At 61.7% G+C, this 23,435-nt stretch carries 21 protein-coding genes; 11 read left to right on the top strand and 10 right to left on the bottom strand.

Features of this window, described 5'->3' with window-relative positions; translation table 11 throughout:
- Positions 1-52: 52 nt before the first annotated feature.
- The 3 genes from chiP to ACJ8MK_RS05260 are packed head-to-tail and all read left to right on the top strand — an operon-like array spanning position 53 to position 4,500.
- Positions 53-1,456: a chitoporin ChiP gene (gene chiP / locus ACJ8MK_RS05270; RefSeq protein ID WP_338808352.1), complete on the top strand. Its 1,404-nt coding sequence runs from the start codon at positions 53-55 to the stop codon at positions 1,454-1,456.
- A gap of 46 nt (positions 1,457-1,502) precedes the next feature.
- On the top strand, positions 1,503-1,829 hold the full coding sequence (gene chiQ, locus ACJ8MK_RS05265; RefSeq protein ID WP_004939944.1) for a ChiQ/YbfN family lipoprotein: 327 nt from the start codon (positions 1,503-1,505) through the stop codon (positions 1,827-1,829).
- 13 nt (positions 1,830-1,842) lie between these two features.
- Positions 1,843-4,500 carry a beta-N-acetylhexosaminidase gene (locus tag ACJ8MK_RS05260; RefSeq protein WP_060420299.1) on the top strand — a complete coding sequence of 886 codons (2,658 nt, stop codon included), beginning with the start codon at positions 1,843-1,845 and terminating at the stop codon, positions 4,498-4,500.
- A 247-nt stretch (positions 4,501-4,747) separates the two neighbouring features.
- Here the strand turns inward: ACJ8MK_RS05260 and fur are convergent, their stop codons facing one another.
- The 4 genes from fur to ybfF form a co-directional block, all read right to left on the bottom strand.
- Positions 4,748-5,194: a ferric iron uptake transcriptional regulator gene (gene fur / locus ACJ8MK_RS05255; protein ID WP_019454058.1), complete on the bottom strand. Its 447-nt coding sequence runs from the start codon at positions 5,192-5,194 to the stop codon at positions 4,748-4,750.
- A 329-nt stretch (positions 5,195-5,523) separates the two neighbouring features.
- Positions 5,524-6,063: a flavodoxin FldA gene (fldA, locus tag ACJ8MK_RS05250; protein ID WP_025301862.1), complete on the bottom strand. Its 540-nt coding sequence runs from the start codon at positions 6,061-6,063 to the stop codon at positions 5,524-5,526.
- 264 nt (positions 6,064-6,327) lie between these two features.
- Positions 6,328-6,615 carry a LexA regulated protein gene (gene ybfE, locus ACJ8MK_RS05245; protein ID WP_004939936.1) on the bottom strand — a complete coding sequence of 96 codons (288 nt, stop codon included), beginning with the start codon at positions 6,613-6,615 and terminating at the stop codon, positions 6,328-6,330.
- A gap of 256 nt (positions 6,616-6,871) precedes the next feature.
- Positions 6,872-7,645, bottom strand: coding sequence for an esterase (ybfF, locus tag ACJ8MK_RS05240; RefSeq protein WP_077791435.1), 774 nt, complete (start codon positions 7,643-7,645; stop codon positions 6,872-6,874).
- A 224-nt stretch (positions 7,646-7,869) separates the two neighbouring features.
- Between ybfF and seqA the strand changes: the two genes are divergently transcribed.
- The 4 genes from seqA to ACJ8MK_RS05220 all read left to right on the top strand — a co-directional run bounded on the left by seqA (position 7,870) and on the right by ACJ8MK_RS05220 (position 11,264).
- Entirely contained in the window at positions 7,870-8,412 is a 543-nt protein-coding gene (gene seqA / locus ACJ8MK_RS05235) for a replication initiation negative regulator SeqA (RefSeq protein ID WP_033637454.1), read from the top strand.
- A gap of 76 nt (positions 8,413-8,488) precedes the next feature.
- The gene (gene pgm / locus ACJ8MK_RS05230) at positions 8,489-10,132 is read left to right on the top strand and encodes a phosphoglucomutase (alpha-D-glucose-1,6-bisphosphate-dependent) (protein WP_033638690.1); all 1,644 of its coding nucleotides are present in this window, start codon (positions 8,489-8,491) and stop codon (positions 10,130-10,132) included.
- Between the two features lie 191 nt (positions 10,133-10,323).
- Positions 10,324-10,965: a helix-turn-helix transcriptional regulator gene (locus tag ACJ8MK_RS05225; protein WP_197803161.1), complete on the top strand. Its 642-nt coding sequence runs from the start codon at positions 10,324-10,326 to the stop codon at positions 10,963-10,965.
- A complete protein-coding gene (locus tag ACJ8MK_RS05220; RefSeq protein ID WP_033637457.1) occupies positions 10,965-11,264 on the top strand; it encodes a DUF3861 domain-containing protein in 300 nt (99 codons plus the stop codon). The genes ACJ8MK_RS05225 and ACJ8MK_RS05220 overlap by 1 nt, the downstream gene beginning before the upstream one ends.
- A gap of 27 nt (positions 11,265-11,291) precedes the next feature.
- On the opposite strand, the gene kdpE is transcribed toward ACJ8MK_RS05220, so the two are convergent.
- The 6 genes from kdpE to ACJ8MK_RS05190 all read right to left on the bottom strand — a co-directional run bounded on the left by kdpE (position 11,292) and on the right by ACJ8MK_RS05190 (position 19,229).
- Positions 11,292-11,981 carry a two-component system response regulator KdpE gene (gene kdpE, locus ACJ8MK_RS05215; protein WP_033637458.1) on the bottom strand — a complete coding sequence of 230 codons (690 nt, stop codon included), beginning with the start codon at positions 11,979-11,981 and terminating at the stop codon, positions 11,292-11,294.
- A 16-nt stretch (positions 11,982-11,997) separates the two neighbouring features.
- The gene (gene kdpD / locus ACJ8MK_RS05210) at positions 11,998-14,694 is read right to left on the bottom strand and encodes a two-component system sensor histidine kinase KdpD (RefSeq protein WP_442517572.1); all 2,697 of its coding nucleotides are present in this window, start codon (positions 14,692-14,694) and stop codon (positions 11,998-12,000) included.
- A 73-nt stretch (positions 14,695-14,767) separates the two neighbouring features.
- Entirely contained in the window at positions 14,768-15,337 is a 570-nt protein-coding gene (gene kdpC / locus ACJ8MK_RS05205) for a potassium-transporting ATPase subunit KdpC (RefSeq protein WP_047571678.1), read from the bottom strand.
- 18 nt (positions 15,338-15,355) lie between these two features.
- Positions 15,356-17,425 carry a potassium-transporting ATPase subunit KdpB gene (gene kdpB, locus ACJ8MK_RS05200; protein WP_033637460.1) on the bottom strand — a complete coding sequence of 690 codons (2,070 nt, stop codon included), beginning with the start codon at positions 17,423-17,425 and terminating at the stop codon, positions 15,356-15,358.
- 26 nt (positions 17,426-17,451) lie between these two features.
- On the bottom strand, positions 17,452-19,140 hold the full coding sequence (gene kdpA / locus ACJ8MK_RS05195; protein ID WP_442517571.1) for a potassium-transporting ATPase subunit KdpA: 1,689 nt from the start codon (positions 19,138-19,140) through the stop codon (positions 17,452-17,454).
- Entirely contained in the window at positions 19,140-19,229 is a 90-nt protein-coding gene (locus tag ACJ8MK_RS05190; protein WP_016928742.1) for a K(+)-transporting ATPase subunit F, read from the bottom strand. Before ACJ8MK_RS05190 ends, kdpA begins: the two co-directional genes overlap by 1 nt.
- 442 nt (positions 19,230-19,671) lie before the next feature.
- On the opposite strand from ACJ8MK_RS05190, the gene ACJ8MK_RS05185 reads away from it, so the two are divergent.
- The 4 genes from ACJ8MK_RS05185 (at position 19,672) to ACJ8MK_RS05170 (ending at position 23,429) form a co-directional block, all read left to right on the top strand.
- Entirely contained in the window at positions 19,672-19,881 is a 210-nt protein-coding gene (locus ACJ8MK_RS05185; RefSeq protein ID WP_004939916.1) for a YbfA family protein, read from the top strand.
- Between the two features lie 142 nt (positions 19,882-20,023).
- Positions 20,024-20,980: a YbgA family protein gene (locus tag ACJ8MK_RS05180; protein ID WP_033647169.1), complete on the top strand. Its 957-nt coding sequence runs from the start codon at positions 20,024-20,026 to the stop codon at positions 20,978-20,980.
- 15 nt (positions 20,981-20,995) lie between these two features.
- Positions 20,996-22,426 carry a deoxyribodipyrimidine photo-lyase gene (phrB, locus tag ACJ8MK_RS05175; RefSeq protein ID WP_442517570.1) on the top strand — a complete coding sequence of 477 codons (1,431 nt, stop codon included), beginning with the start codon at positions 20,996-20,998 and terminating at the stop codon, positions 22,424-22,426.
- 22 nt (positions 22,427-22,448) lie between these two features.
- Positions 22,449-23,429, top strand: coding sequence for an MBL fold metallo-hydrolase (locus tag ACJ8MK_RS05170; protein WP_047568879.1), 981 nt, complete (start codon positions 22,449-22,451; stop codon positions 23,427-23,429).
- The last annotated feature ends 6 nt before the right edge of the window (positions 23,430-23,435 follow it).

The following is a 23,435-nucleotide window of genomic DNA, read 5'->3' as shown; positions in this document are numbered from 1 at the left end:
GGTGAACACAGGCGGCTGCAACTTTTAAGTTAAGTCAAAGAGGAATTTCAATATGGGTACGCACGGTGCTCAGCGTAAAACGCTGGCGCTCGCAGTCGCGGGCGCGCTGTTGGGAACAGGGTTTGCCATGGCGCCTGAGGCGAAAGCCGCAGGGTTTATCGATGATTCCACGCTGACCGGCGGCATCTATTACTGGCAACGTGAGCGCGACCGTAAAGATCTCAATCCGGACAGCAAGGACTACAACCAATATACCACCAACCTGTCGCACTCCACCGCCAACCTGAGCCTGGATTTCGCTTCGGGCTACGCCTGGGATATGTTCGGTCTGGACGTCGGTGCCTTCACCGCTATCGAGCTGGCGGAATCCAGCGCCAGCGGCCACCCGAACGAGATCGCGTTTTCCTCGAAAAACCGGACCTACGACGAAGACTATTCCGGTGACAAAGGCGGCGTCAGCCTGTACAAAGCCGCCGCCAAATTCAAATACGGCCCAGTCTGGGCACGCGCCGGCTATATTCAGCCGAGCGGCCAAACCCTGCTGGCGCCGCACTGGAGCTTTATGCCGGGCACCTATCAGGGGGCCGAAGCCGGCGCCAAGTTCGACTACGGCGATGCCGGCGCGTTGAGCTTCTCCTACATGTGGGCCGACAAATACAAGGCGCCGTGGCATATCGAGGTGGACGACTTCCGCCAGAACGACAGGAAAACCCGCGTCTCCTACCTGCACTCGCTGGGCGCCAAGTACGATTTCAAAAACGATCTGGTGCTGGAAGCCGCCTTCGGCCAGGCGCAGGGATACGTGAATCAATACTTCACTAAAGCGTCTTACAAATTCGATCTGCTCGGCAACCCGCTGACCACCAGTTACCAGTTCTACGGTGCGGAAGACCGCATCAGCGACAAAAACGATCCAAACAGCATCTACGACGGCCTGGCCTGGCTGCAGGCGCTGACCTTCGGTTACACCACCGGGCAGTTCAACTGGCGTCTGGAAGGCACCATGGTCAAGGCGGAAGGCAACCAGGGCTTCTTCCTGCAGCGCATGACCCCAACCTACGCCTCATCCAACGGCCGCCTGGACGTGTGGTGGGACAACCGCTCCGACTTTAACGCCAACGGCGAGAAAGCGGTGTACGCCGGCGTGATGTATGACCTCAGCAACTGGAACCTGCCGGGCATGGCGGTCGGCGGCTCCTACGTTTACGCCTGGGACGCCAAGCCGAGCACCAACCCGATCTACGATCAGAGCCAGCGCCTGAAAGAGAGCGCCTGGAGCCTGGACGCGATGTACACCATCCAGGAAGGGCGCGCCAAGGGCACGCTGATCAAGCTGCACTATACCCAGTATGACAACCACACCAACATCCCGAGCTGGGGCGGCGGTTACGGCAACATCTTCCAGGACGAGAAAGACGTCAAGTTCATGGTCATCGCGCCATTCACCATCTTCTGATGCGTTCCCCGGCCTCGCCGCCGGGGGCAGTTAAGGGAATTCAACGATGAAAAAAATCATGCTGATGTTGGCGGCCGCCGCGGCCTTGAGCGCCTGCGCGCAACCCGCCGCGCCGCCGGAAGACGCCAAATTGAAGCAGGCTTACAGCGCCTGCATCAACACCGCCGAAGGTTCACCGGAGCGTCTGCAGCCCTGCAAGGCGGTGCTGAACGTGCTGAAACAAGAGAAGCAGCACCAGCAGTTCGCCGCGCAGGAAACGGTACGGGTGATGGATTATCAGAACTGCATTATGGCGGTTCACAGCGGCAACGGTCAGGCTTACGACGCCAAGTGCGGCAAGCTGTGGCAAGAAATTCGCGATAACAATAATTAAGAAGGACAAGAACATGAACGCATTCAAACTGAGCGCATTAGCCGCTTTGACGGCAACGATGGGATTCCTGGGCGGCATGGGAAACGCCATGGCCGATCAACAGCTGGTGGATCAACTGAGTCAGCTGAAGCTGAACGTAAAAATGCTGGATAACCGCGCCGGCGAAAACGGCGTGGATTGCGCGGCGCTGGGCGCCGACTGGGCCTCTTGCAACCGGGTGTTGTTCACCCTCAGCAACGACGGCCAGGCGATCGACGGCAAAGACTGGATCATCTATTTCCACAGCCCGCGCCAGACCCTGCGGGTGGACAACGACCAGTTCAAGATCGCTCACCTCACCGGCGATCTGTACAAGCTGGAGCCGACCGCCAAATTCAGCGGTTTCCCGGCCGGTAAGGCGGTGGAAATTCCAGTGGTGGCCGAATACTGGCAGCTGTTCAGAAACGACTTCCTGCCGCGCTGGTATGCCACGTCCGGCGACGCCAAGCCGAAAATGCTGGCGAATACCGATACCGAAAATCTGGATCAGTTCGTGGCGCCGTTCACCGGCGACCAGTGGAAGCGCACCAAGGACGACAAAAACATTCTGATGACGCCGGCTTCGCGCTTTGTCAGCAATGCCGATCTGCAGACGCTGCCTGCCGGCGCGCTGCGTGGCCAGATCGTGCCGACGCCGATGCAGGTGAAAGTGCACGCGCAGGATGCCGATCTGCGTAACGGCGTGGCACCGGATCTGAGCACGCTGGTCAAGCCGGCGGCGGACGCCGTCAACCAGCGCTTTGCGCTGCTGGGCGTGCCGGTTCAGGCCAACGGCTATCCTATCAAGACCGACATTCAGCCGGGTAAGTTTAAAGGCGCGATGGCGGTGTCAGGCGCCTATGAGTTGAAAATCGGCAAGAAAGAGGCGCGAGTGATCGGTTTCGATCAGGCCGGGGTGTTCTACGGGCTGCAGTCGATCCTGTCGTTAGTGCCGAGCGACGGCAGCGGCAAGATCGCCACGCTGGACGCCAGCGATGCGCCGCGCTTCGAGTATCGCGGCATTTTCCTCGACGTGGCGCGCAACTTCCATAAGAAGGACGCGGTGCTGCGCCTGCTGGATCAGATGGCGGCCTACAAGCTCAACAAATTCCACTTCCACCTGAGCGATGACGAAGGCTGGCGCATCGAGATCCCCGGTTTGCCTGAGCTGACGGAAGTCGGCGGCCAGCGCTGCCACGATCTGAGCGAAACCACCTGCCTGCTGCCGCAGTACGGCCAGGGGCCGGACGTCTACGGCGGCTTCTTCAGCCGTCAGGACTATATCGACATCATCAAATACGCCCAGGCGCGCCAGATTGAAGTGATCCCGGAGATCGACATGCCGGCGCACGCCCGCGCCGCGGTGGTCTCGATGGAAGCGCGCTATAAAAAGCTGCATGCCGCCGGGAAAGAGCAGGAGGCCAACGAATTCCGCCTGGTGGATCCGACCGATACCTCCAACACCACCTCCGTGCAGTTCTTTAACCGCCAGAGCTACCTGAACCCGTGCCTGGACTCTTCCCAGCGCTTTGTCGACAAGGTGATCGGCGAGATCGCCCAGATGCATAAAGAAGCCGGCCAGCCGATCAAGACCTGGCACTTCGGCGGCGACGAAGCGAAAAACATTCGCCTGGGCGCCGGCTATACCGACAAGGCGAAACCGGAGCCGGGCAAAGGCATCATCGATCAGAGCAACGAAGACAAGCCGTGGGCCAAGTCGCAGGTGTGCCAGACGATGATCAAAGAAGGCAAGGTGGCCGACATGGAGCACCTGCCGAGCTACTTCGGCCAAGAGGTCAGCAAGCTGGTGAAGGCGCACGGCATCGACAGAATGCAGGCCTGGCAGGACGGCCTGAAAGACGCCGAGAGCGCGAAGGCGTTCGCCACCTCGCGCGTGGGCGTCAACTTCTGGGATACCCTGTACTGGGGCGGTTTCGATAGCGTCAACGACTGGGCCAACAAAGGGTATGAAGTGGTGGTTTCCAACCCGGACTATGTCTATATGGACTTCCCTTACGAGGTGAACCCGGACGAGCGCGGTTACTACTGGGGCACCCGCTTCAGCGACGAGCGCAAGGTGTTCAGCTTCGCGCCGGACAACATGCCGCAGAACGCGGAAACCTCGGTCGACCGCGACGGCAACCCCTTCAGCGCCAAGAGCGACAAGCCGTGGCCGGGCGCCTACGGGCTGTCCGCTCAGCTGTGGAGCGAAACCCAGCGCACCGATCCGCAGATGGAATACATGATCTTCCCACGCGCGCTGTCGGTGGCGGAACGCGCCTGGCACCGCGCCGGTTGGGAGCAGGACTATCGCGCCGGCCGCGAATACAAAGGCGGGGAAACCCACTTTGTCGATACCAAGGCGCTGGAGAAAGACTGGCTGCGCTTCGCCAATATTCTGGGCCAGCGTGAGCTGGCCAAGCTGGACAAAGGCGGCGTCGCTTACCGTCTGCCGGTGCCGGGCGCGCGCGTAGCGGGCGGCAAGCTGGAGGCGAATATCGCGCTGCCGGGATTGGGCATCGAGTATTCCACCGACGGCGGCAAGCAGTGGCAGCGCTATGACGCCAAGGCCAAACCGGCGGTTTCCGGTGACGTTCAGGTGCGTTCGGTCAGCCCGGACGGTAAACGCTACAGCCGCGCCGAGAAGGTTTAAGCCCGGTGCAACGGCCTGCTGCCCCGGCGGCAGGCCGTATAACGAAGGGGGAATGCGTCTGCCTTAGCGCGTGTCGGCGCGGGGCGGACGTTGAAGTGAGAGTAGTACGTGGAGTCGCAGTGCCGCTGCAATTGTGATATTTCATGACATGATTTTCCCCGGCTTGTCCGGGGATTTTTTTGCCCGTTGCACGGCGGGCATAAAAAAACCGCCTCGGTGTGAGGCGGTTTTTCATAGCCGGTCAGGCTTATTTCTTGTCGTGCAGCGTTTCGTCTTCACGACAGTCACCGGTTTCGCAGTGGCCGTACAGGTACAGGCTGTGGTTGGTGAGCTTGATGCCGTGCTGCTTGGCGATATCACGCTGGCGAACTTCGATGGATTCGTCGCTGAATTCAATCACTTTGCCGCAGTCCAGGCAAATCAGGTGATCGTGGTGATGCTGTTGGGTCAGCTCGAACACGGACTTGCCGCCTTCGAAATTGTGACGTGTCACAATGCCCGCATCGTCAAACTGGTTCAGTACGCGATAAACCGTTGCCAGCCCGATCTCTTCGCCCATATCAATCAGTTTTTTGTACAAATCTTCCGCACTGACGTGATGGCATTCCGGATTTTGCAGTACTTCCAGGATTTTGAGTCGCGGAAGCGTGACTTTTAAGCCGGCCTTCTTCAGTGCGATGTTGTTGTCGGTCATGCGAATTCAGTCCTGTTACTATGCTAATCAAGTTGAGGCGTACTCGCCTGTGGCATCGGTCGGCACAAAGAGTTAATGCGTCTCATTATAGAACCGGTTGTACTAAATAGAAACCGCCGGTTGTTAACAAAGATATAATTGCACTATTGCATGTTTTGCATGCAACGCCTTGATGGATGGGATAAACCGATATCTCAGTCTACCGTGACGGGGTGGGAAGTTACAAATCTGTAGCTTCTATCGCAGCAATCCCTGCTGCCGATGACGGCCCTGTGGGCACACTATGCACTTTACAGGGCCTTTGTTCAACCTTTCGCCAGTGCCGGGGCTTAGCCGACGATATCGGCCAGGCTCAGCTCTTCGACGATCTGTTTGACCCAGGCGTCCACGCGCTCGTTGGTCAGCTCCGGCTGGCGGTCTTCGTCGATCGCCAAACCGATGAAGTGATCGTCGTCCGCCAGGCCTTTGGAGGCCTCGAAGTGGTAGCCTTTGGTCGGCCAGTGGCCCACGATGGCCGCGCCGCGCGGTTCGATGATGTCGCGGATGGTGCCCATCGCGTCACAGAAGTATTCCGCGTAGTCTTCCTGGTCGCCGCAGCCGAACAGCGCCACCAGTTTGCCGTTGAAGTCGACTTCTTCCAGCGTCGGGAAGAAATCATCCCAGTCACACTGTGCTTCACCGTAGTACCAGGTCGGGATACCCAGCAGCAGGATATCGAACCCTTCCAGGTCTTCTTTGCTGCTTTTAGCGATGTCATGCACTTCAGAGACGTCGTCGCCAAACTGTTTCTGGAGAATTTTCTGGATCATTTTGGCAATGTTTTCGGTATTGCCAGTGTCGCTGCCAAAGAAAATGCCTACAGTAGCCATATCGCGTATAACCTTTAAATTCAAGTAATTGCATTACTCGACGCCGGCACTGCCGCCGCTGACGCCGATTAAAATGATGCCATGGCAAGAGCCTTTCGCCTCCGGGGCGGGCGCCGACAGGCGCAGTCTCTAGCCGGTAAATGCGTATCATGCCAGAAAGTGGCGCCGGGGTTTTATCGCATTTATGCGATGCCGGAGAATGAAGAAAAGCGTGGTCGATCCGGCGTTGTCCTTAACGCCGCGCCGCGCGTGCGGCCGAAGAGATCAATGTTCCGGCTGTTCTTCCGCCAGTTGCGCCAACAGCATCTGCTCGATGAGTTCGCTGCGGCTGATGTTGCGCTGTTCCGCCAGTTTGTTCAGGGCGTCCACCGCATCCGCGTTGATTTTCAGCTCTACGCGCCGCAATCCACGCACTTTATCGCGCCGTAACTGATTGCGCTTATTGATTCTAAGCTGTTCATCGCGGGAGAGCGGGTTGGTTTTCGGGCGCCCCGGACGGCGTTCATCTGCGAACAGATCCAGCGTCGTGCGATCCGTTTGTTCTTTTGCCATAGGTAGCGGTACTGCAAGGGAGTTTGCATCAAAAAGCGCTCGCACGCTTCCGGAGGCATCGGTTAACACACTTCGGGCCAATAAACCCTAACCCAAATTCACCCCCGAACCGGCGTTCGCGAACGCGCTGGCGCGGCGGCAAAATTATAGCGCGCCATATTACCCCAGCAGATGGAGCGGCGACAATGCCTAACTGCGGGCTAAACGCGCTAAGCCGTTATCTTTAGCGCGTTTTTTCGCCAGGAAAGCGTGTTTTTCAGGCTTCGTCGAGGAAACGGTGGATGGCGCGCAGCACCGCTTCCGGTTTTTCGGCGTGCACCCAATGGCCGGTACCGGCGACGACGTGCGCGCGGGCCTGCGGGAACTGGCGGGCGATGTCCGCACGATAGCTGTCCTGCACATACGGCGACAGGCCGCCGCGAATGAACAGGGTCGGGTGCGGCCAGGCCGGGACTTCCTGCCAGCCGGTGATGTCTTCGTAGCGTGCGATCAGCACCGGCAGGTTGAAGCGCCATTCGCCGTTGTGGAAGGACTTCAGCAGGAACTGGATCACGCCTTCTTCCTGCAGGTAGTCGCGCATCAGCTCGGCGGCCGCCTGGCGCTGGGTGATGCCGGCGGCGCTGACGGCCTTCAGCGCGGCGAAAATCTCGTCGTGGCGGCGGGTCTGGTAATTCACCGGCGCGACGTCGATAACGATCAGCCTGGCGACGCGCTCGGGCGCGATGGCGGTCAGCGCCATCGCCGCTTTGCCGCCCATCGAATGGCCGATGACGATCGCTTTCTCCAGCTGCAGTTCGTCGAGCAGCGCCAGCAGATCCTGCGCCATGGCGGGGTAGTTCATGTCGTCGGCGCGCGGGGAGAGGCCGTGATTGCGCAGATCTACCTTGATCACCGTGTGCTGTTTATGCAGATCGCGCGCCAGCACGCCCAGGTTGTCCAGATTGCCGAACAGCCCGTGGATCAGCAGCACCGGCAGCGCGTCTGACTCGGCGGCCAACAGTTGATAATGTAATTTCATGGCGAAGTTCATACTGAGAGAGATTCAGATTAGGGTATCATGATTGAATCGCACGATGAATCATGCAGAATTTTCGCGGCGCGGGCTTGGCAGTGCCGGCTATAGGTATTAGTCTGCATTTGCCGTCCGGAGGCACATTGTTGTGTTCGCCCCAGCGCTTTTAACCTTATAATCCCATGGCTTGAATGCAGGATCTGGCTTCAGGTTCTAAGTAGAAAAAACAGTATTGGATAAAGATGAAAACTATTGAAGTCGACGAAGAGCTTTACCGTTATATTGCCAGCCACACGCAACACATCGGTGAAAGCGCGTCCGATATTTTACGCCGCATGTTGAAATTCACCGCCGGGCAGCCGGTGCGCGCGTTGCCTGCCGCCAGTGCCCCGCAGTCCGTCGAGCTGGAAAAAGCGGCGCCGGCGCAGCGTCCGCGCGATCGCGTGCGCGCCATGCGTGAGCTGCTGTTATCGGATGAATACGCCGAGCAGAACAAAGCGGTCAACCGTTTCATGCTGGTGCTGTCCACGCTGTACACCCTCGATGCCGCCGGTTTCGCCGCCGCCACAGAGGCGTTGACCGGCCGTACCCGCACCTATTTCGCCGGCGATCAGCAGACCCTGCTGGCCAACGGCACGCATACCAAGCCGAAGCATGTACCGGGCACCCCTTACTGGGTGATCACCAATACCAATACCGGCCGCAAACGCAGCATGATCGAACACATCATGCAGGCGATGCAGTTCCCGGCGGAACTGATCGAGAAAGTTTGCGGTACCGTCTAATTTAGCGAACAGCCCGTCATGCTGGCCGTGCGCGACGTATTGCCCGGTCACCGACAGGGATGAGGGAGATATGTCGATGGCGAATAATCCACGTGCCGGGCAGCCCGCCCGCCAAAGCGATCTGATCAACGTAGCCCAGCTGACGTCGCAGTACTATGTGCTGCAACCTGAAGCCGGCAATGCCGCACACGCGGTGAAGTTTGGCACCTCCGGCCACCGCGGCAGCGCGCAGCGCCACAGCTTCAACGAAGCGCACATCCTCGCCATCGCTCAGGCGATCGCCGAAGTTCGTCATCAGCAGGGCACCACCGGCCCGTGCTACGTGGGCAAAGACACCCATGCGCTGTCTGAGCCGGCCTTCATTTCCGTGCTGGAAGTGCTGACCGCCAACGGCGTCGATGTGATCGTGCAGGAAAATAACGGTTTCACGCCAACGCCGGCGGTATCGCACGCCATTCTGTGCCACAACCGCCGCGGCGGCGCGCAGGCCGACGGCATCGTCATTACGCCGTCCCACAACCCGCCGGAAGACGGCGGCATCAAATACAATCCGCCGAACGGCGGCCCGGCTGACACCAACCTGACGTCGGTGATCGAGAAGCGCGCCAACGAACTGCTGGCGCAGCAGCTGAAAGGCGTTCAGCGCCAGTCGCTGGACAAGGCCTGGAACAGTGGCCACCTGCACGCCAAAGACCTGGTGCAGCCTTATGTCGAAGGCCTGGTTGAGGTGGTCGACATGCCGGCCATTCAACGCGCCGGCCTGAAGCTGGGCGTGGATCCGCTCGGCGGCTCCGGCATCGCCTATTGGCAGCGCGTGGCGGAACACTACAAGCTGGATCTGACGCTGGTGAACGATTCCATCGATCAGACCTTCCGCTTCATGCACCTGGATCACGACGGCATCATCCGCATGGACTGCTCGTCCGAGTCGGCGATGGCCGGCCTGCTGGCGCTGCGCGACAAATTCGATCTGGCGTTCGCCAACGATCCGGATTACGACCGCCACGGCATTGTCACGCCGAAAGGCCTGATGAACCCGAACCACTATCTGGCGGTAGCCATCAACTACCTGTTCCAACATCGCCCGCAGTGGGGCGCCGATGTCGCAGTCGGTAAAACGCTGGTGTCCAGCGCGATGATTGACCGCGTGGTGGCCGACCTGGGCCGCAAGCTGGTGGAAGTGCCGGTCGGTTTCAAATGGTTTGTGGACGGCCTGTTCGACGGCAGCCTGGGCTTCGGCGGCGAAGAGAGCGCCGGGGCTTCGTTCCTGCGCTTCAACGGCCAGCCGTGGTCGACGGACAAAGACGGCATCATCATGTGCCTGCTGGCGGCTGAAATCACCGCGGTAACCGGTGAGAACCCGCAGCATCACTATGACGATCTGGCCAAGCGTTTCGGTGCGCCGAGCTATAACCGCATCCAGGCGCCGGCAACCCATGCGCAGAAAGCGGCGCTGTCCAAGCTGTCGCCGGAGATGGTCAAGGCCAGTACGCTGGGCGGAGATCCGATCACCGCACGTTTGACCGCGGCGCCGGGTAACGGCGCCTCGATCGGCGGGCTGAAAGTGATGACCGACAACGGCTGGTTCGCGGCCCGTCCTTCCGGTACCGAAGAGGCTTACAAGATCTATTGCGAGAGCTTCCTCGGCGCGGAACACCGCGAGAAGATTGAGCATGAAGCGGTCGAAATCGTCAGCGAAGTGCTGGCTTCCGCCAAGTAATCACTTTCCCTGATTGATAAAAAGCGCTGTTTTTACAGCGCTTTTTTTATGCCTGAAATTTAGATATATCTTTTTATCGGTGCGTGCTTGCGCATTTAGATATATCGATCTAGATTAGCGTTATCGACGCTGTTTAGATATATCTAAACAACCTCGTATTGATGTTCACTGTTAAAGCGAGGTATCACCCTATGTTTCATCGATTAGGTTTACACCGGCATCACCATGACCATCATGAATGTGAAGAGGGCCGCCGTCATCGCGGCGGGCGCCATCATTTCGGCGGCGACGGCGAAGAGCACGGCCGGGGTGGGCGCGGCGGCCGGGGCGGGCGTCATCGTCTGTTCGAACACGGCGATCTGCGCCTGGTGTTGCTGGCGCTGGTGGCGCGCAAGCCCAGCCACGGCTATGAGCTGATCAAGGCGATCGAGGAAGCCTCTTCCGGCCTGTATGTGCCGAGCCCGGGGGTGATTTACCCCACGCTGACGCTGCTGGAAGAGCAGGATTTCCTTGAGCCGCTCACCACCGGCAACGGCCGCAAAAGCTACCGCATCACCGCCGCGGGCGAGGGCGAGCTGCAAAAGCATCAACAGGTGGTTGACGTCATTCTGGCGCGCCTGGCGGGCGCCGGCCGCGAGCATCATCGGCACGGCAACCTGGCGGAAGGCATCTACGACGCCATGAACCGCCTGCGCAGCCTGCTGCGCGGCAACGTGATGCGCGCCGATCTTACGCCGCAGCAGGTGGAGCGCATCAACGCCGCGTTGCTGACCGCCGTGGCGGCGATCGAAAGCGAAATGCATATTCAACCCACGCAGCAGGAGAAGAACTGATGCCCGGCCACCGTTTTACTATTACCGTTGAAGCCCTGAGCGATCGCCAGGGCAATCCCGTCGCGAAAGCGCCGCTGAGTTTTGAAGTGACCAACCACGACGATATTCTCGAGATCGTCGAGCGTATCCGGGCGCGTGACGATCTGAACTTCGGCCCCGAGCAGAGCGCGGCCTTCGCTGTGGGATTGAAGCTGTTCTCCGAAGTGATGATCGAAAACCGCAAACACCCGGTGTTCGCTCCGCTGCGCGATGCGTTTAAGGAATTTATGGTCGGATTGAAGAAAGGCCCGGCGGCGTAAAGGCGCGGCACACCGCGCCCGCCGGGGTTAAGGCATGAAGCGGTAGCCGACGCCGGTTTCGGTCAGCAGGTGTTTGGGCCGGGCCGGATCGGCTTCCAGCTTCTGCCGCAGATGGCCCATGTAGATGCGCAGGTAGTGGCTGTGCTCCACGTAGTTCGGCCCCCAGACGTGGCTCAACAGCTGACGTTGGGTGATCACCTTGCCGGCGTTGGCCAGCAGTTCCGCCAGCAGGCGAAACTCGATCGGCGTCAGGTGCAGGTCTTCGTCGTTGCGCAGCACCCGGCGATTCACCAGATCGACGGTGATCGCTGAAAAACTCACCAGCGGGCTTTCCTGCTGGCTGGCGGAGTGGCGGCGCAGCGCGACCCGCACCCGCGCCAGCAGCTCGCCGATGCCGAACGGCTTGCTGAGGTAGTCGTCGGCGCCGGCGTCCAGTGCGGCGATCTTGTCCTCCTCGGCGTTGCGCGCCGACAGCACGATCACCGGAATGGCGCTCCACTGCCGCAGATCGCGGATGTAGCTCAGCCCGTCGCCATCCGGCAACCCCAAATCAAGGATGATCAGATCCGGTTTGCGCGTGCCGGCTTCAATCAGCCCGCGCTGCAGCGTTTCACTTTCAAACACCCGCAGGCCTTCGCTCTCCAGCGCGGTGCGCACGAAGCGGCGGATCTCTTTTTCATCTTCAACAATCAGAATGTTGGTTGGCGTTATGCTCACGTTTCCCCTGCGTTGATTACAGATCGAAGGCGTCACCGTCGATCTCGGGCGGTTTTTCCAGCGGCAGCACGAAGCGGAAGCTGGCGCCGCCGTTGGCGCCGTTTTCCGCCCAGATGCGGCCATCATGCACTTCAATAATGGCACGGCAAATCGCTAACCCCAAGCCGACGCCGGGGATCGCCGACTCTTTATTGCCGCGTGAAAACTTGTCGAAAATCAGCTGCAGCTGATCGGCGGGGATGCCGGAGCCGTTATCCCAGACCTCGACTTCCAGCCACTCGGGCAGCGTGCGCGCGCGAATGCCGATGGTGGCCTCGGCGCCGGCGTATTTATTGGCGTTTTCCAACAGGTTGGTGAACACCCGTTCCAGCAGGCTGCCGTCGCAGTTGACCAGGATCTGTTCCGGCGGCAGCTCGACCACGATCGGATGCTGGCTGAGCAGCGGCTCCAGCATGTGCAGCGAGGCGCCGACGATCTCTTCCAGCGACTGCCATTCTTTCCGCAGGCTGAAACCGCCGGACTGGATGCGCGCCATATCCAGCAGGTTGTTCACCAGCCGGGTGGTGCTCAGCACCTGCTGGCGGATCTGGCTGGCCTGGGTGGCGTGATTGGAGCCTTCGGCCGCCAGGTCCAGCGTGAGGATTTCCGCCTGGCCGAACAGCACGGTCAGCGGCGTGCGCAGATCGTGCGACAGCGCCGCCAGCAGCGAGTTGCGCAGCTGTTCGCGCTCGGCGTCCAGCTTGGCTTCTTCGGCGCTGCGCGCCAGGTGCAGCCGCTCCAGCGCGCTGGCGATCAGCACCGCGAAGGTCTGCAGCAGCCGCTGCTGTTCCGGCACCATCAGCTGGCGCAGGTTGTTGGGCTCGATCGCCAGCAGGCCGAAGGTCTGCTTGGGGGTATTGAGCGGCAGCAACTGGTAAGGCACGCCGGGCAGGGTGTCGGTGCCGGCGCCGGCCGGCAGGCCTTTGTCGAAGCTCCAGCGCGCGATGGCTTCATCTACCGACAGCAGCCCGCCTTCCTCGCCGACCATCTGTTGCAGGCGGCCGTCTTCCTGCGGCAGCAGCAGCACGGTTTTCGCCTGGAAACTGCTGGAGAGGAAGTGGCGGCTGGTGTTGGCGATGTCGGCCACGGTCAGCGCGCGGCTCAGCCCGCGCGACATTTCGTACAGGTGACGCGCCCGCTGCTCGCGGTAGCGCGCCACCCGGGCCTGATAACGCACCCCGGCGGTCAGGTTGCCGATGATGATGCCGACGGCGAGCATTACGCCGAAGGTCAGCAGATACTGCATATCGCTGACGGCGAACGACCATTCGGGCTGGACGAAGAACAGATCGAAGCTGGCGACGTTGATCACCGCCGCCAGCACCGACGGCCAGCGGCCGAAGAACAGCGCGACGATCGCCACTCCGAGCAGATAGATCATCACCAGGTTGGCCTGATCGAAGCCCGGCAGCAGCCACTGCGAGAGCAGGGTGATCAGCGCGCACAGCGCCACCGCCACCGCGCAGCCGCGCAGCTGCATGCGCCATTTCTCATTGAAGCTGCGGCCGTCGTGCTCCTTGCCCGGCGGCGGCTGCGCGGCGTCGTTCTCCAGCGCCACGATCACCAGATCGAGATCCGGGCCCAGCCGGCCGAGGCGATCGGCGAAGCTGCCGCGCAGCTTCCAGCGCTGTTCGCTGCGGCGGCCGATGATGATTTTGCCGAGGTTATGCTCGCGGGCATAGCGCAGCACCGCGCGCTCTTCGGACGGATCGGCCAGGGTGGCGGTTTCTGCCCCCAGCTCCTGCGCCAGCCGCAGCGCGCGCAGAATGGCGCGGCGCTGGTTTTCCGGCAGCCGGTGCAGCTTGGGGGTTTCCACATAGACCGCATGCCAGTGGCAGCCGAGCCGCGCCGCTAGCCGGGCGGCGATGCGCACCAGCTTTTCGTTGCCGCTGTTGTGGCCGACGCACAGCAGAATGCTGTCTCGGGTATGCCACACTTTCTCGCGCCCCTGGGTATCGCGAAACTCGCGCATCTGATCATCGACCCGATCGGCGGTGCGGCGCAGCGCCAGCTCGCGCAGGGCGATCAGGTTGCCTTTGCGAAAGAAGTGCTCGATGGCGCGCTCGGCCTGACCGGGAATATACACTTTGCCTTCGTGCAGCCGCCGGCGCAGATCGTCCGGCGGCAGATCGACCAGCACCACTTCGGCGGCTTCGTCAAACACGTGGTCGGGCACCGTTTCGCGCACCCGCACGCCGGTCACGCCGCCCACGACGTCGTTCAGGCTTTCCAGATGCTGCACGTTGACGGTAGTCAGCACGTCGATGCCGGCGTCCAGCAGCTCTTCCACATCCTGCCAGCGTTTGGGGTGGCGCGAACCCTGGGCGTTGCTGTGCGCCAGTTCGTCCATCAGCACCAGCGCCGGGTGGCGCGCCAGCGCGGCGTCGAGATCGAATTCATGCACCAGCCGGCCGCGATGCTGGATGCGTTTTTGCGGCAGCAGCGACAGGCCGTCGAGCAGGGCGGCGGTCTCGCTGCGGCCGTGGGTTTCCACCACGCCGACCAGCACGTCCAGCCCCTGAGCGCGCAAACGCTGGGCCTCCTGCAGCATGGCGTAGGTTTTGCCCACGCCGGCGCAGGCGCCGAAGAATACCTTCAACCGGCCGCGCGGTTTTTCATTGGCCAGCGCCAGCAGGCTATCGGGATCGGGGCGCTGCTGCTCTTCTTCGACCATGACAATTCCTTGTGTTACCAAGCAAAAAGGGGTTCGGCATGCCGAACCCTATCACTATGCTGAATACGGCGCGTTACTTCAACGCATCCAGCGCCAGGTTCAGCTTCAGCACGTTGACCACCGATTCCCCCATGAAGTTGGGCGTGGCCCGATCGGTATTGTCGTCGATCAGTTTGGCGACCTGTTCCGGCGGCAGATGACGCGCCGCCGCGACCCGCGCCAGCTGATATTGCGCGGCGGCGATCGAGATCTGCGGATCCAACCCGCTGCCGGAGGCGGTCAGCAGATCGACCGGGATCGGGCCGCTCATTGCCGGGTTGGCCTGGCGCAGCTGCGCTGCGCGTTCGGCGATAGCCTTATCCAGTGCCGGGTTGGTGGCCGCCAGGTTGCTGCCGGCGGAGGCCTGTGGATTATAGGCCGAATCGCCGGTGGCCGACGGGCGGCCCCAGAAATAGTCGGCGCGCGTAAAGTTCTGGCCGATCAGCGCGGAGCCGACCGCCTTGTCGCCTTGGTACAGCAGCGAGCCGTTGGCCGCGGCCGGAAACAGCAGCTGCGCCAGCCCGGTGGTCAGCAGCGGATAGGCGATGCCGGTGATCAGCGTCAGCAAAATCAGCATCACCAGCGCAGGTCGTAAATAAGTCATGTTCATTTCCCTCAATGGTTAACCGGCGACGTGCAGCGCGACCAGGATCAGGTCGATCAATTTGATGCCGACGAACGGCACCAGCAGACCGCCGACCCCGTATAGCCACAGGTTGCGGCGCAGCAGGGCCGCGGCGCTCATCGGTTTATAGCTCACCCCTTTCAGCGCCAGCGGGATCAGGAACACGATCACCAGGGCGTTGAAGATCACCGCCGACATGATGGCGGAGGCGGGGGAGTGCAGGTGCATCACGTTCAGCGCGTTCAACTGCGGGTAGGTGGCCGCGAACGCCGCCGGAATGATGGCGAAGTATTTGGCCACGTCGTTGGCGATGCTGAAGGTGGTCAGCGAGCCGCGCGTCATCAGCATCTGTTTGCCGATGTGCACCACTTCGATCAGCTTGGTCGGGTTGGAATCCAGATCGACCATGTTGCCCGCCTCTTTGGCGGCCTGGGTGCCGGAGTTCATCGCCACCGCCACATCGGCCTGCGCCAGCGCCGGGGCGTCGTTGGTGCCGTCGCCGGTCATCGCCACCAAACGGCCTTCTCCCTGATACTGGCGGATCAGCGCCAGCTTGGCTTCCGGCGTGGCTTCCGACAGGAAATCGTCCACCCCGGCTTCGGCGGCGATCGCCGCCGCGGTCAGCGGGTTATCGCCGGTGATCATCACCGTTTTGATGCCCATCTTGCGCAGCTCATTGAAGCGTTCCTTGATGCCGCCCTTGACGATATCCTTCAGCGCCACCACGCCCAGCACCCGGGCGCCTTCCGCCACCACCAGCGGCGTGCCGCCGGTGCGCGCCACGCTTTCCACCAGATCGTCCACCGCCCGCGGGAAGTGGCCCTGATTGGTTTCGACGTGGCGGCGAATGGCGTCCACCGCGCCTTTGCGGATCATGCGCTCCTGCACGTTGACGCCGCTCATGCGGGTCTGGGCGGAGAAGGGCACGAAGGTGGCGTTCAGCGCCTGCAGATCGCGTTCGCGCAGGTTGAAGCGCTGTTTGGCCAGCACCACGATGCTGCGGCCTTCCGGCGTTTCGTCCGCCAGCGAGGCCAGCTGCGCGGCGTCCGCCAGCTCTTGCTCTTTCACGCCCGGCGCCGGCAGGAACTCCGAAGCCTGGCGGTTGCCCAGCGTGATGGTGCCGGTTTTATCCAGCAGCAGCACGTCCACGTCGCCGGCGGCTTCCACCGCGCGGCCGCTGGTGGCGATCACGTTGGCACCGAGCATGCGGCTCATCCCGGCCACGCCGATGGCGGACAGCAGGCCGCCGATAGTGGTGGGGATCAGGCAGACCAGCAGCGCGACCAGCACGGTGATGGTGACCACGCTGCCGCTGCCGGCCGCTTCCACGCTGTATTGCGAGAACGGGAACAGGGTGGCGGTGGCCAGGACGAACACGATGGTCAGCGCCACCAGCAGGATGGTCAGCGCGATCTCGTTCGGCGTTTTGCGGCGTTTGGCGCCTTCCACCATGGCGATCATGCGATCGAGGAAGGTTTCCCCCGGGTTGACGCTGCACTGCACCACCAGCCAGTCGGACAGCACGCGGGTGCCGCCGGTGACCGAGGAGAAGTCGCCGCCGGACTCGCGGATCACCGGCGCGGATTCGCCGGTGATGGCGCTTTCATCCACCGAGGCGCCGCCTTCCAGCACTTCGCCGTCGCACGGGATGGTATCGCCGGCTTCCACCAGCACGATATCGCCTTTGCGCAGGCTCTCGGCGGCCACTTTCTCCGTGGCGCCGTCGCGGCGCGGGCCGGCCAGCTTTTTCGCCCAGCTGGTTTTCTTGGTGCCCTTCAGGCTTTCCGCCTGGGCCTTGCTGCGCCCTTCGGCCAGCGCCTCAGCGAAGTTGGCGAACAGCACGGTGAACCACAGCCACAGGGCGACGCTGCCGGTGAAGGCGGCGGCGCCGTCGGTTTGGCCGGTGAGGATCGCCAGCCAGATGGCGGTGGTCAGAATGCTGCCGATATACACCACGAACATCACCGGGTTGCGCCATTGAACGCGAGGGTCCAGTTTTTTCACCGCATCGATCAGCGCGGTGCGCACCAGAGCCGGTTCAAACAGCGCGCGTTGTTTGCGAGTCATCTCTTATTCTCTCTCTGTGACGTCGATTAGTTTGCCAACCAAAGCTGCAAATGCTCGGCCACCGGGCCCAGCGCCAGCGCCGGCACGAAGGTCAGCGCGCCCACCAGCAGCACGGTGCCGATCAGCAGGCCGATAAACAGCGGCCCATAGGTCGGCAGGGTGCCGTTGCCCGCCGGCTGGCGCTGCTTGGCGCTCAGCGAGCCGGCGATCGCCAGCACCGGCAGGATCACCCCGAAGCGGCCGACGAACATGGCGAAGGCCAGCAGCAGGTTGTAGAACGGCGTATTGACGCTCAACCCGCCGAAGGCGCTGCCGTTGTTGTTGGCGGCGGAGGACAGGGCGTACAGCACTTCGCTGAAGCCGTGGGCGCCCGGGTTGAGGATGCCGGCGCGGCCCGCGTCGGTGCCGATGGCCAGCGCGCTGCCCAGCAGCACCAGCGTCGGCGTGACCAGGATCGCCAGCGCGGTCATCTTCATGTCGTAAACGTCGATCTTCTTGCCCAGATATTCCGGGGTGCGGCCGATCATCAGACCGGCGATAAACACCGTCAGCAGCACGAACAGCAGCATGCCGTACAGCCCGGAGCCGACGCCGCCGAACACCACTTCGCCGATCTGCATCAGCCACATCGGCACCATGCCGCCCAGCGCGGTGAAGGAGTCGTGCATGGCGTTAACCGCCCCGCAGGACGCGGCGGTGGTGACTACCGAGAACAGGCTGGTGGCGAGAATGCCGAAGCGCGACTCTTTGCCTTCCATATTGATGTTGCTGTCGGCGCCCAGCGCGCTCAGGTGCGGGTTGCCTGCCAGCTCGGCGACCATCACCGCCACCACCGCCGCCACGAAGATCAGCGCCATCGCCCAGATCAGCGCATGGCCCTGGCGGTTTTCACCGGCCAACTGGCCGAAGGAGAAGCACAGCGCGCAGGGGATCAGGAAGATGGCCAGCATCTGCACGAAGTTGGTCAGCACGGTTGGGTTCTCGAACGGGTGCGCCGAGTTGGCGCCGAAGAAGCCGCCGCCGTTGGTGCCGAGCATCTTGATCGCTTCCTGCGAGGCCACAGGCCCCATCGGCAGCGTCTGCTGCGCGCCTTCGAGCGTGGTGACGTGCAGGTAAGGCAGGAAGTTTTGCAGCGTGCCCTGGCTGACGAAGAACAGGGCGATCAGCAGCGCGATCGGCAGCAGCACATACAGCGTGATGCGGAACAGATCGGCCCAGGCGTTGCCGACGGTGTTGCCGGCGCGGCGGGTAAAGGCGCGGATCAGCGCAAAGGCCACGGCGATGCCGGTGGAGGCGGAGACGAAGTTCTGCACCGCCAGCCCGGCCATCTGGCTTAAATAGCTGAGGGCGCTTTCGCCGCTGTAGGCTTGCCAGTTGGTGTTGGTGACGAAGCTGACGGCGGTGTTGAGCGCCAGATCCCAGGAGAGGCCCGGGAAGCCTTGCGGGTTGAGCGGCAGCGAGCCCTGCGTCATCAGCAGGGCGAACAGCAGCGCCAGGCCGAGCAGGTTGAACGCCAGTATTGCCAGCGCGTACTGCCACCAGTTCATCTCGGTGACGCGGATGCCGCAGGCGCGCCAGACGCCGGCTTCCACCCCGCGTAGCGCAGGCAGCGGCTCACCTTCGATCAGGCGCGCCATAAAGCCGCCCAGCGGCCGGGCCAGCAGCAGAAGCACCAGCAGGAAGCTGGCGATCAGTAAAAAGGCTGAAGCCGCCATCAGAAATCCTCCGCGTTAAACAGGGCGTAGACCAGATAGGCCAACAGCAGCAGAACCAACAGCGCACCACCAATAACGCTGAAACTCACGGGACACCTCCAGAGGTGTTGTTTTTGATAGAGGCAGTGTAGGGAGAGGGGTAGAAAGAAGATGAAAAAATCGCGCGGGCGGGTGTAAAAAAAGTATAAAAATGGCTGAAATTTCAGCGAAAATTTAGCATTTCAATCATCAGGCCGGTGGCGAGATTGTCCCTGATGGGGGGAGGGAGAACAGGCGTAAGCGGGAAATAATGAACCAGATAATAACCACAATGTAACTCATGGTAAGTTAAAAATTAACCTTGCTGTAACAAAATTACGGATCGCGGCGGCGATTAGCGATTTTTTGTGCGATTTAGTGGTCGGATGAGTAGTAAACTTTCATCAAGTGCGCTAAAATTTTGTCCAGTTACCAAATTACCGATTGTTCATTTGATACGCCGACGCCGTTTTCCCTGACAAATCAACGGCAGGCGTTTTTAAGGAGGTTCGCATGTCTACGACCTATCACGCTTATTCACTGCATCGGATTCTCCTGCGCCGCAGCGCAGTAGTTATCGCGGGCATTTTGGCTCTGCCGGTGATGCTGTTCCGCAGCGATCGCGGGCGTTTTTACAGCTACCTGCACCGCGTCTGGTCAAAAACCAGCGATAAGCCGGTCTGGCTGCAGCAGGCGGAACTGGCGTCCTGCGATTTCTACTGAGCCACTGCTGATTCACGAAAAAACCCTCGCCCTGCGGCGAGGGTTTTTTTATGCCTATAGTCGGCCCTATCAAGCGCAAGGTCGTATTCGGCAAGCCATTCTTCTACACTTTCCTCATCGGTCAACAACACGGGAGAGCGGTATGAGCGACAAGATCCCTATCGGCATCAGCGCCTGTTTACTGGGCGACGCGGTGCGTTTCGACGGCGGCCACAAACGGCTGGCCTTTGCGGTGGAACAGTTGGCGCCCTATGTGCGCTTTGAGCCCGTTTGCCCGGAAATGGCGATCGGCCTGCCTACACCACGCCCGGCGCTGCGCCTGGTGAAACAGGCGCAGCCGTGGCCGGCGATGCGCTACAGCAACGACGCCGGCGTGGATCTGACCGAGGAGATGCGCGGCTTCTCCGCGCAGCGCGTGGCGGCCTTGCAGCATCTGTGCGGCTATATCGTCTGCGCCAAGTCACCGAGCTGCGGCCTGGAGCGGGTGCGGGTCTACAGCGAAAACGGCAAGGACTCGCGTAAAAACGGCGTCGGGCTGTTTACCGCGGAACTGCTGCGCCAGATGCCGTGGCTGCCGGTGGAAGAAGACGGACGATTGCAGGATGCGGCATTGCGGGAAAACTTTATCGAGCGGGTGTACGCGCTGTACGAGTTGAACATGCTGTGGCGCCAGGGGCTGACCCGCGGCGGGCTGATCGCGTTTCACAGCCGCTACAAGCTGTCGCTGCTGGCGCATTCGCAGCCGGCGTATCGCGAATTGGGGCGCTTCGTCGCCGATATTCACCGCTGGGATTCGCTGGAGGCCTTCGCCGTGGAATACCGCAGCCGCCTGATGGCGCTGTTGGCGCACAAGGCAACGCGGCGCAACCACACCAACGTGTTGATGCACGTGCAGGGCTACTTCCGCCGTCAGCTCAGTACGGCGCAGCGCCAGGAGCTGGCGCACCTGATCGACCGCTACCGGCAGGGCATGCAGCCGCTGTTGGCCCCGATCGCGCTGCTCAAGCATTACATGGCGGAATACCCCGATCGCTATCTGGCGGAACAACGCTATTTCGAACCTTATCCGGAGGCGCTGCGTTTGCGTTACGGCCATTGATTGACAAGGAGTTTTATGACCACGCATCTGGTCTGGTTGCGTAACGATCTGCGTATCACCGACAACAAAGCCCTGCACGCCGCCTGCAGCGATCCCGAAGCCCGGGTGCTGGCGGTGTTTATCGCCACACCGCAGCAGTGGCGGCAACATGAGATGGCGCCGCGGCAGGCGGCGCTGATCCACGCCAGCCTGCAGGCGGTGCAGCAGGCGCTGGCGCACAAGGGCATTGCGCTGCATTGCCATTCCTGTGCGGACTTTGCCGCGTCGATCGACTGGCTGGCGGACTATTGCGAGCGAGAGCAGGTGGATGCGCTGTTTTACAATCGCGAGTACGAACTGAACGAACGGCGGCGCGATGCGCGGCTGGAACAGCGGTTGAGTGGCCGGGTGAGGTGTCACGGTTTCGATGACAGCCTGCTGTTGCCGCCGGGCAGCGTACTCACCGGCGGCGGCGAGATGTACAAGGTCTATACGCCGTTTCGCAACGCCTTTCTTCAACGCCTGACCGAGTCCGACGTGAGTTGCCTGCCGGCGCCGAAGACTCGCGCCGGTGGCGCGTTGCCTGCGCCTGAGGCGCCGGCGGCGTTCGATTACCCTATGGCGGAGACTGGGGATGGCTATCCCGCCGGTGAGGAGGCCGCGTTGCAGCGGCTGCGCGCCTTTTGCCGCGAGCAGGTGCAGGATTACCTCCGGCAGCGCGATCTGCCGGCCCTCGCCGGCACCAGTAGCCTGTCGCCCTATCTGGCGATCGGCGTGCTGTCGCCGCGCCAGTGCTTCAACCGCCTGCGCGCCGAATGCCCGCAACTGCTGGAAGATCGCGAAAGCGGTGCCTTCGCCTGGCTCAACGAGCTGATTTGGCGTGAGTTCTATCGCCATCTGCTGGTGGCCTATCCCGATCTGTGCCGCCATCGGCCGTTTATTGCCTGGACGGACAAGGTGCGCTGGTGCGATGACGCGGCGAAGCTGCACGCCTGGCAGCGGGGCGAAACAGGCTACCCGATCGTCGATGCCGCCATGCGCCAGCTGAACGCCACCGGCTGGATGCACAACCGGCTGCGCATGATCAGCGCCAGTTTTCTGGTGAAGGATCTGTTGATCGACTGGCGCGCCGGGGAGCGCTATTTCATGTCGCAACTGCTGGATGGGGATCTGGCGGCCAATAACGGCGGCTGGCAGTGGGCGGCATCCACCGGCACCGACGCCGCGCCGTATTTCCGCATCTTCAACCCGACGACTCAGGGTGAACGTTTTGATCCACAAGGCACTTTTATCCGTAAATGGTTGCCGGAACTGGCGGATGTGCCCGACAATGACATCCATCATCCCCATCGCTGGGCGGAAAAGCAGCGATGCACGCTGAACTACCCGCTGCCGATCGTCGATCATAAGCAAGCCCGGCTGGAGACGCTGGCGGCGTTCGAGGCGGCAAAACGGGGAGAGTCTTGAGGCAACTGCAAGGAGCGATGCAATGATGAAAAAGGTGCTGGCCCTGTGCCTGAGCGGCTATTCGGCGCTGGCGATCGCCGGCTTTGACGTGGTGGCGCTGGGCGTCGACGGCGGCGTCAGCGACGGCAACCTGACTTCCTACCTGATCCGCAGCGACAATCAGCCGCGGTATGTGGCGCTGGACGCCGGTTCGCTGCTGCCGGGCATCGCCAAAGGGCTGGAGAAGGGCAGCTTCCCGCAGGTGACGCCCGAGCTGGCCGCGCCTTACACGCCGCAGGGCTATGTGTTCCGGCAGTTGATCGGCAGCTACTTTATCAGCCACGGCCACCTGGACCACGTGGCGGGGCTGATCCTCGGCTCACCCGAGGACAATAAAAAAACCGTTTACGCCCAGGCGGACACCGTGCTGACCCTACGTAATCACTACTTCAACTGGAAGGCGTGGCCGAACTTTACCGACGCCGGCAACGGTTCGCGGCTGGGCACCTACCGGCTGCAAACGGTGCGGCCGCAGCAGCGGTTTACCCTCGGCCTGACCGGATTGACCGGCGTGATGTACCCGCTCAGCCACGATCGCTATCCGTCGTCGATGCTGCTGATTTCCAACGGCAACGAGTTCTTCGCCTACTTCGGCGATACCGGGCCGGATAAGGTGGAGCAGTCGCGCGATCTCGATACCGTCTGGCGCGCGCTGGGGCCGCTTGTCGAGCAGAAGAAGCTCAAGGGCATGATTATCGAAACCTCTTACCCTAATGGGGTGGAGGATAAACATCTGTACGGCCATTTGACGCCGGCCTGGCTGCTGAAGGAGCTGAAGAACCTGACGCAGTACAGCGGCGGCGATGGCTCGCTGAACGGTTTGCCGGTGGTGATCAGCCACATCAAGCCCAGCCTGAAGCAGGGCGAAGATGCGCGCGCCGCCATTGCGCAACAGCTGGCGCAGGGCAACGATCTGGGGGTGAAATTCATCCTGATGGCGCAGGGCGACCGGCAGACATTTTGACTATGA

The organism is Serratia sp. CY38905 (genome assembly GCF_052168875.1).
GTDB classification, from domain to species: domain Bacteria; phylum Pseudomonadota; class Gammaproteobacteria; order Enterobacterales; family Enterobacteriaceae; genus Serratia; species Serratia sarumanii.
The sequence above is the reverse complement of the archived record's forward strand: the minus strand, read 5'-3'. Positions and strand labels throughout refer to the sequence as shown.

What these genes read in the sequence shown, in the direction of transcription:
- ACJ8MK_RS05180 (WP_033647169.1), top strand. Translation starts at nt 20,024, where the DNA reads ATGAGCGACAAGATCCCTATCGGCATCAGCGCCTGTTTACTGGGCGAC.
- ybfE (WP_004939936.1), bottom strand. Translation starts at nt 6,615, where the DNA reads ATGGCAAAAGAACAAACGGATCGCACGACGCTGGATCTGTTCGCAGAT.
- pgm (WP_033638690.1), top strand. Translation starts at nt 8,489, where the DNA reads ATGGCGAATAATCCACGTGCCGGGCAGCCCGCCCGCCAAAGCGATCTG.
- kdpB (WP_033637460.1), bottom strand. Translation starts at nt 17,425, where the DNA reads ATGACTCGCAAACAACGCGCGCTGTTTGAACCGGCTCTGGTGCGCACC.
- kdpA (WP_442517571.1), bottom strand. Translation starts at nt 19,140, where the DNA reads ATGGCGGCTTCAGCCTTTTTACTGATCGCCAGCTTCCTGCTGGTGCTT.
- ACJ8MK_RS05170 (WP_047568879.1), top strand. Translation starts at nt 22,449, where the DNA reads ATGATGAAAAAGGTGCTGGCCCTGTGCCTGAGCGGCTATTCGGCGCTG.
- fur (WP_019454058.1), bottom strand. Translation starts at nt 5,194, where the DNA reads ATGACCGACAACAACATCGCACTGAAGAAGGCCGGCTTAAAAGTCACG.
- phrB (WP_442517570.1), top strand. Translation starts at nt 20,996, where the DNA reads ATGACCACGCATCTGGTCTGGTTGCGTAACGATCTGCGTATCACCGAC.
- ACJ8MK_RS05225 (WP_197803161.1), top strand. Translation starts at nt 10,324, where the DNA reads ATGTTTCATCGATTAGGTTTACACCGGCATCACCATGACCATCATGAA.
- kdpD (WP_442517572.1), bottom strand. Translation starts at nt 14,694, where the DNA reads ATGGTCGAAGAAGAGCAGCAGCGCCCCGATCCCGATAGCCTGCTGGCG.
- fldA (WP_025301862.1), bottom strand. Translation starts at nt 6,063, where the DNA reads ATGGCTACTGTAGGCATTTTCTTTGGCAGCGACACTGGCAATACCGAA.
- kdpC (WP_047571678.1), bottom strand. Translation starts at nt 15,337, where the DNA reads ATGACTTATTTACGACCTGCGCTGGTGATGCTGATTTTGCTGACGCTG.
- ACJ8MK_RS05220 (WP_033637457.1), top strand. Translation starts at nt 10,965, where the DNA reads ATGCCCGGCCACCGTTTTACTATTACCGTTGAAGCCCTGAGCGATCGC.
- ybfF (WP_077791435.1), bottom strand. Translation starts at nt 7,645, where the DNA reads ATGAACTTCGCCATGAAATTACATTATCAACTGTTGGCCGCCGAGTCA.
- ACJ8MK_RS05260 (WP_060420299.1), top strand. Translation starts at nt 1,843, where the DNA reads ATGAACGCATTCAAACTGAGCGCATTAGCCGCTTTGACGGCAACGATG.
- chiQ (WP_004939944.1), top strand. Translation starts at nt 1,503, where the DNA reads ATGAAAAAAATCATGCTGATGTTGGCGGCCGCCGCGGCCTTGAGCGCC.
- seqA (WP_033637454.1), top strand. Translation starts at nt 7,870, where the DNA reads ATGAAAACTATTGAAGTCGACGAAGAGCTTTACCGTTATATTGCCAGC.
- chiP (WP_338808352.1), top strand. Translation starts at nt 53, where the DNA reads ATGGGTACGCACGGTGCTCAGCGTAAAACGCTGGCGCTCGCAGTCGCG.
- ACJ8MK_RS05185 (WP_004939916.1), top strand. Translation starts at nt 19,672, where the DNA reads ATGTCTACGACCTATCACGCTTATTCACTGCATCGGATTCTCCTGCGC.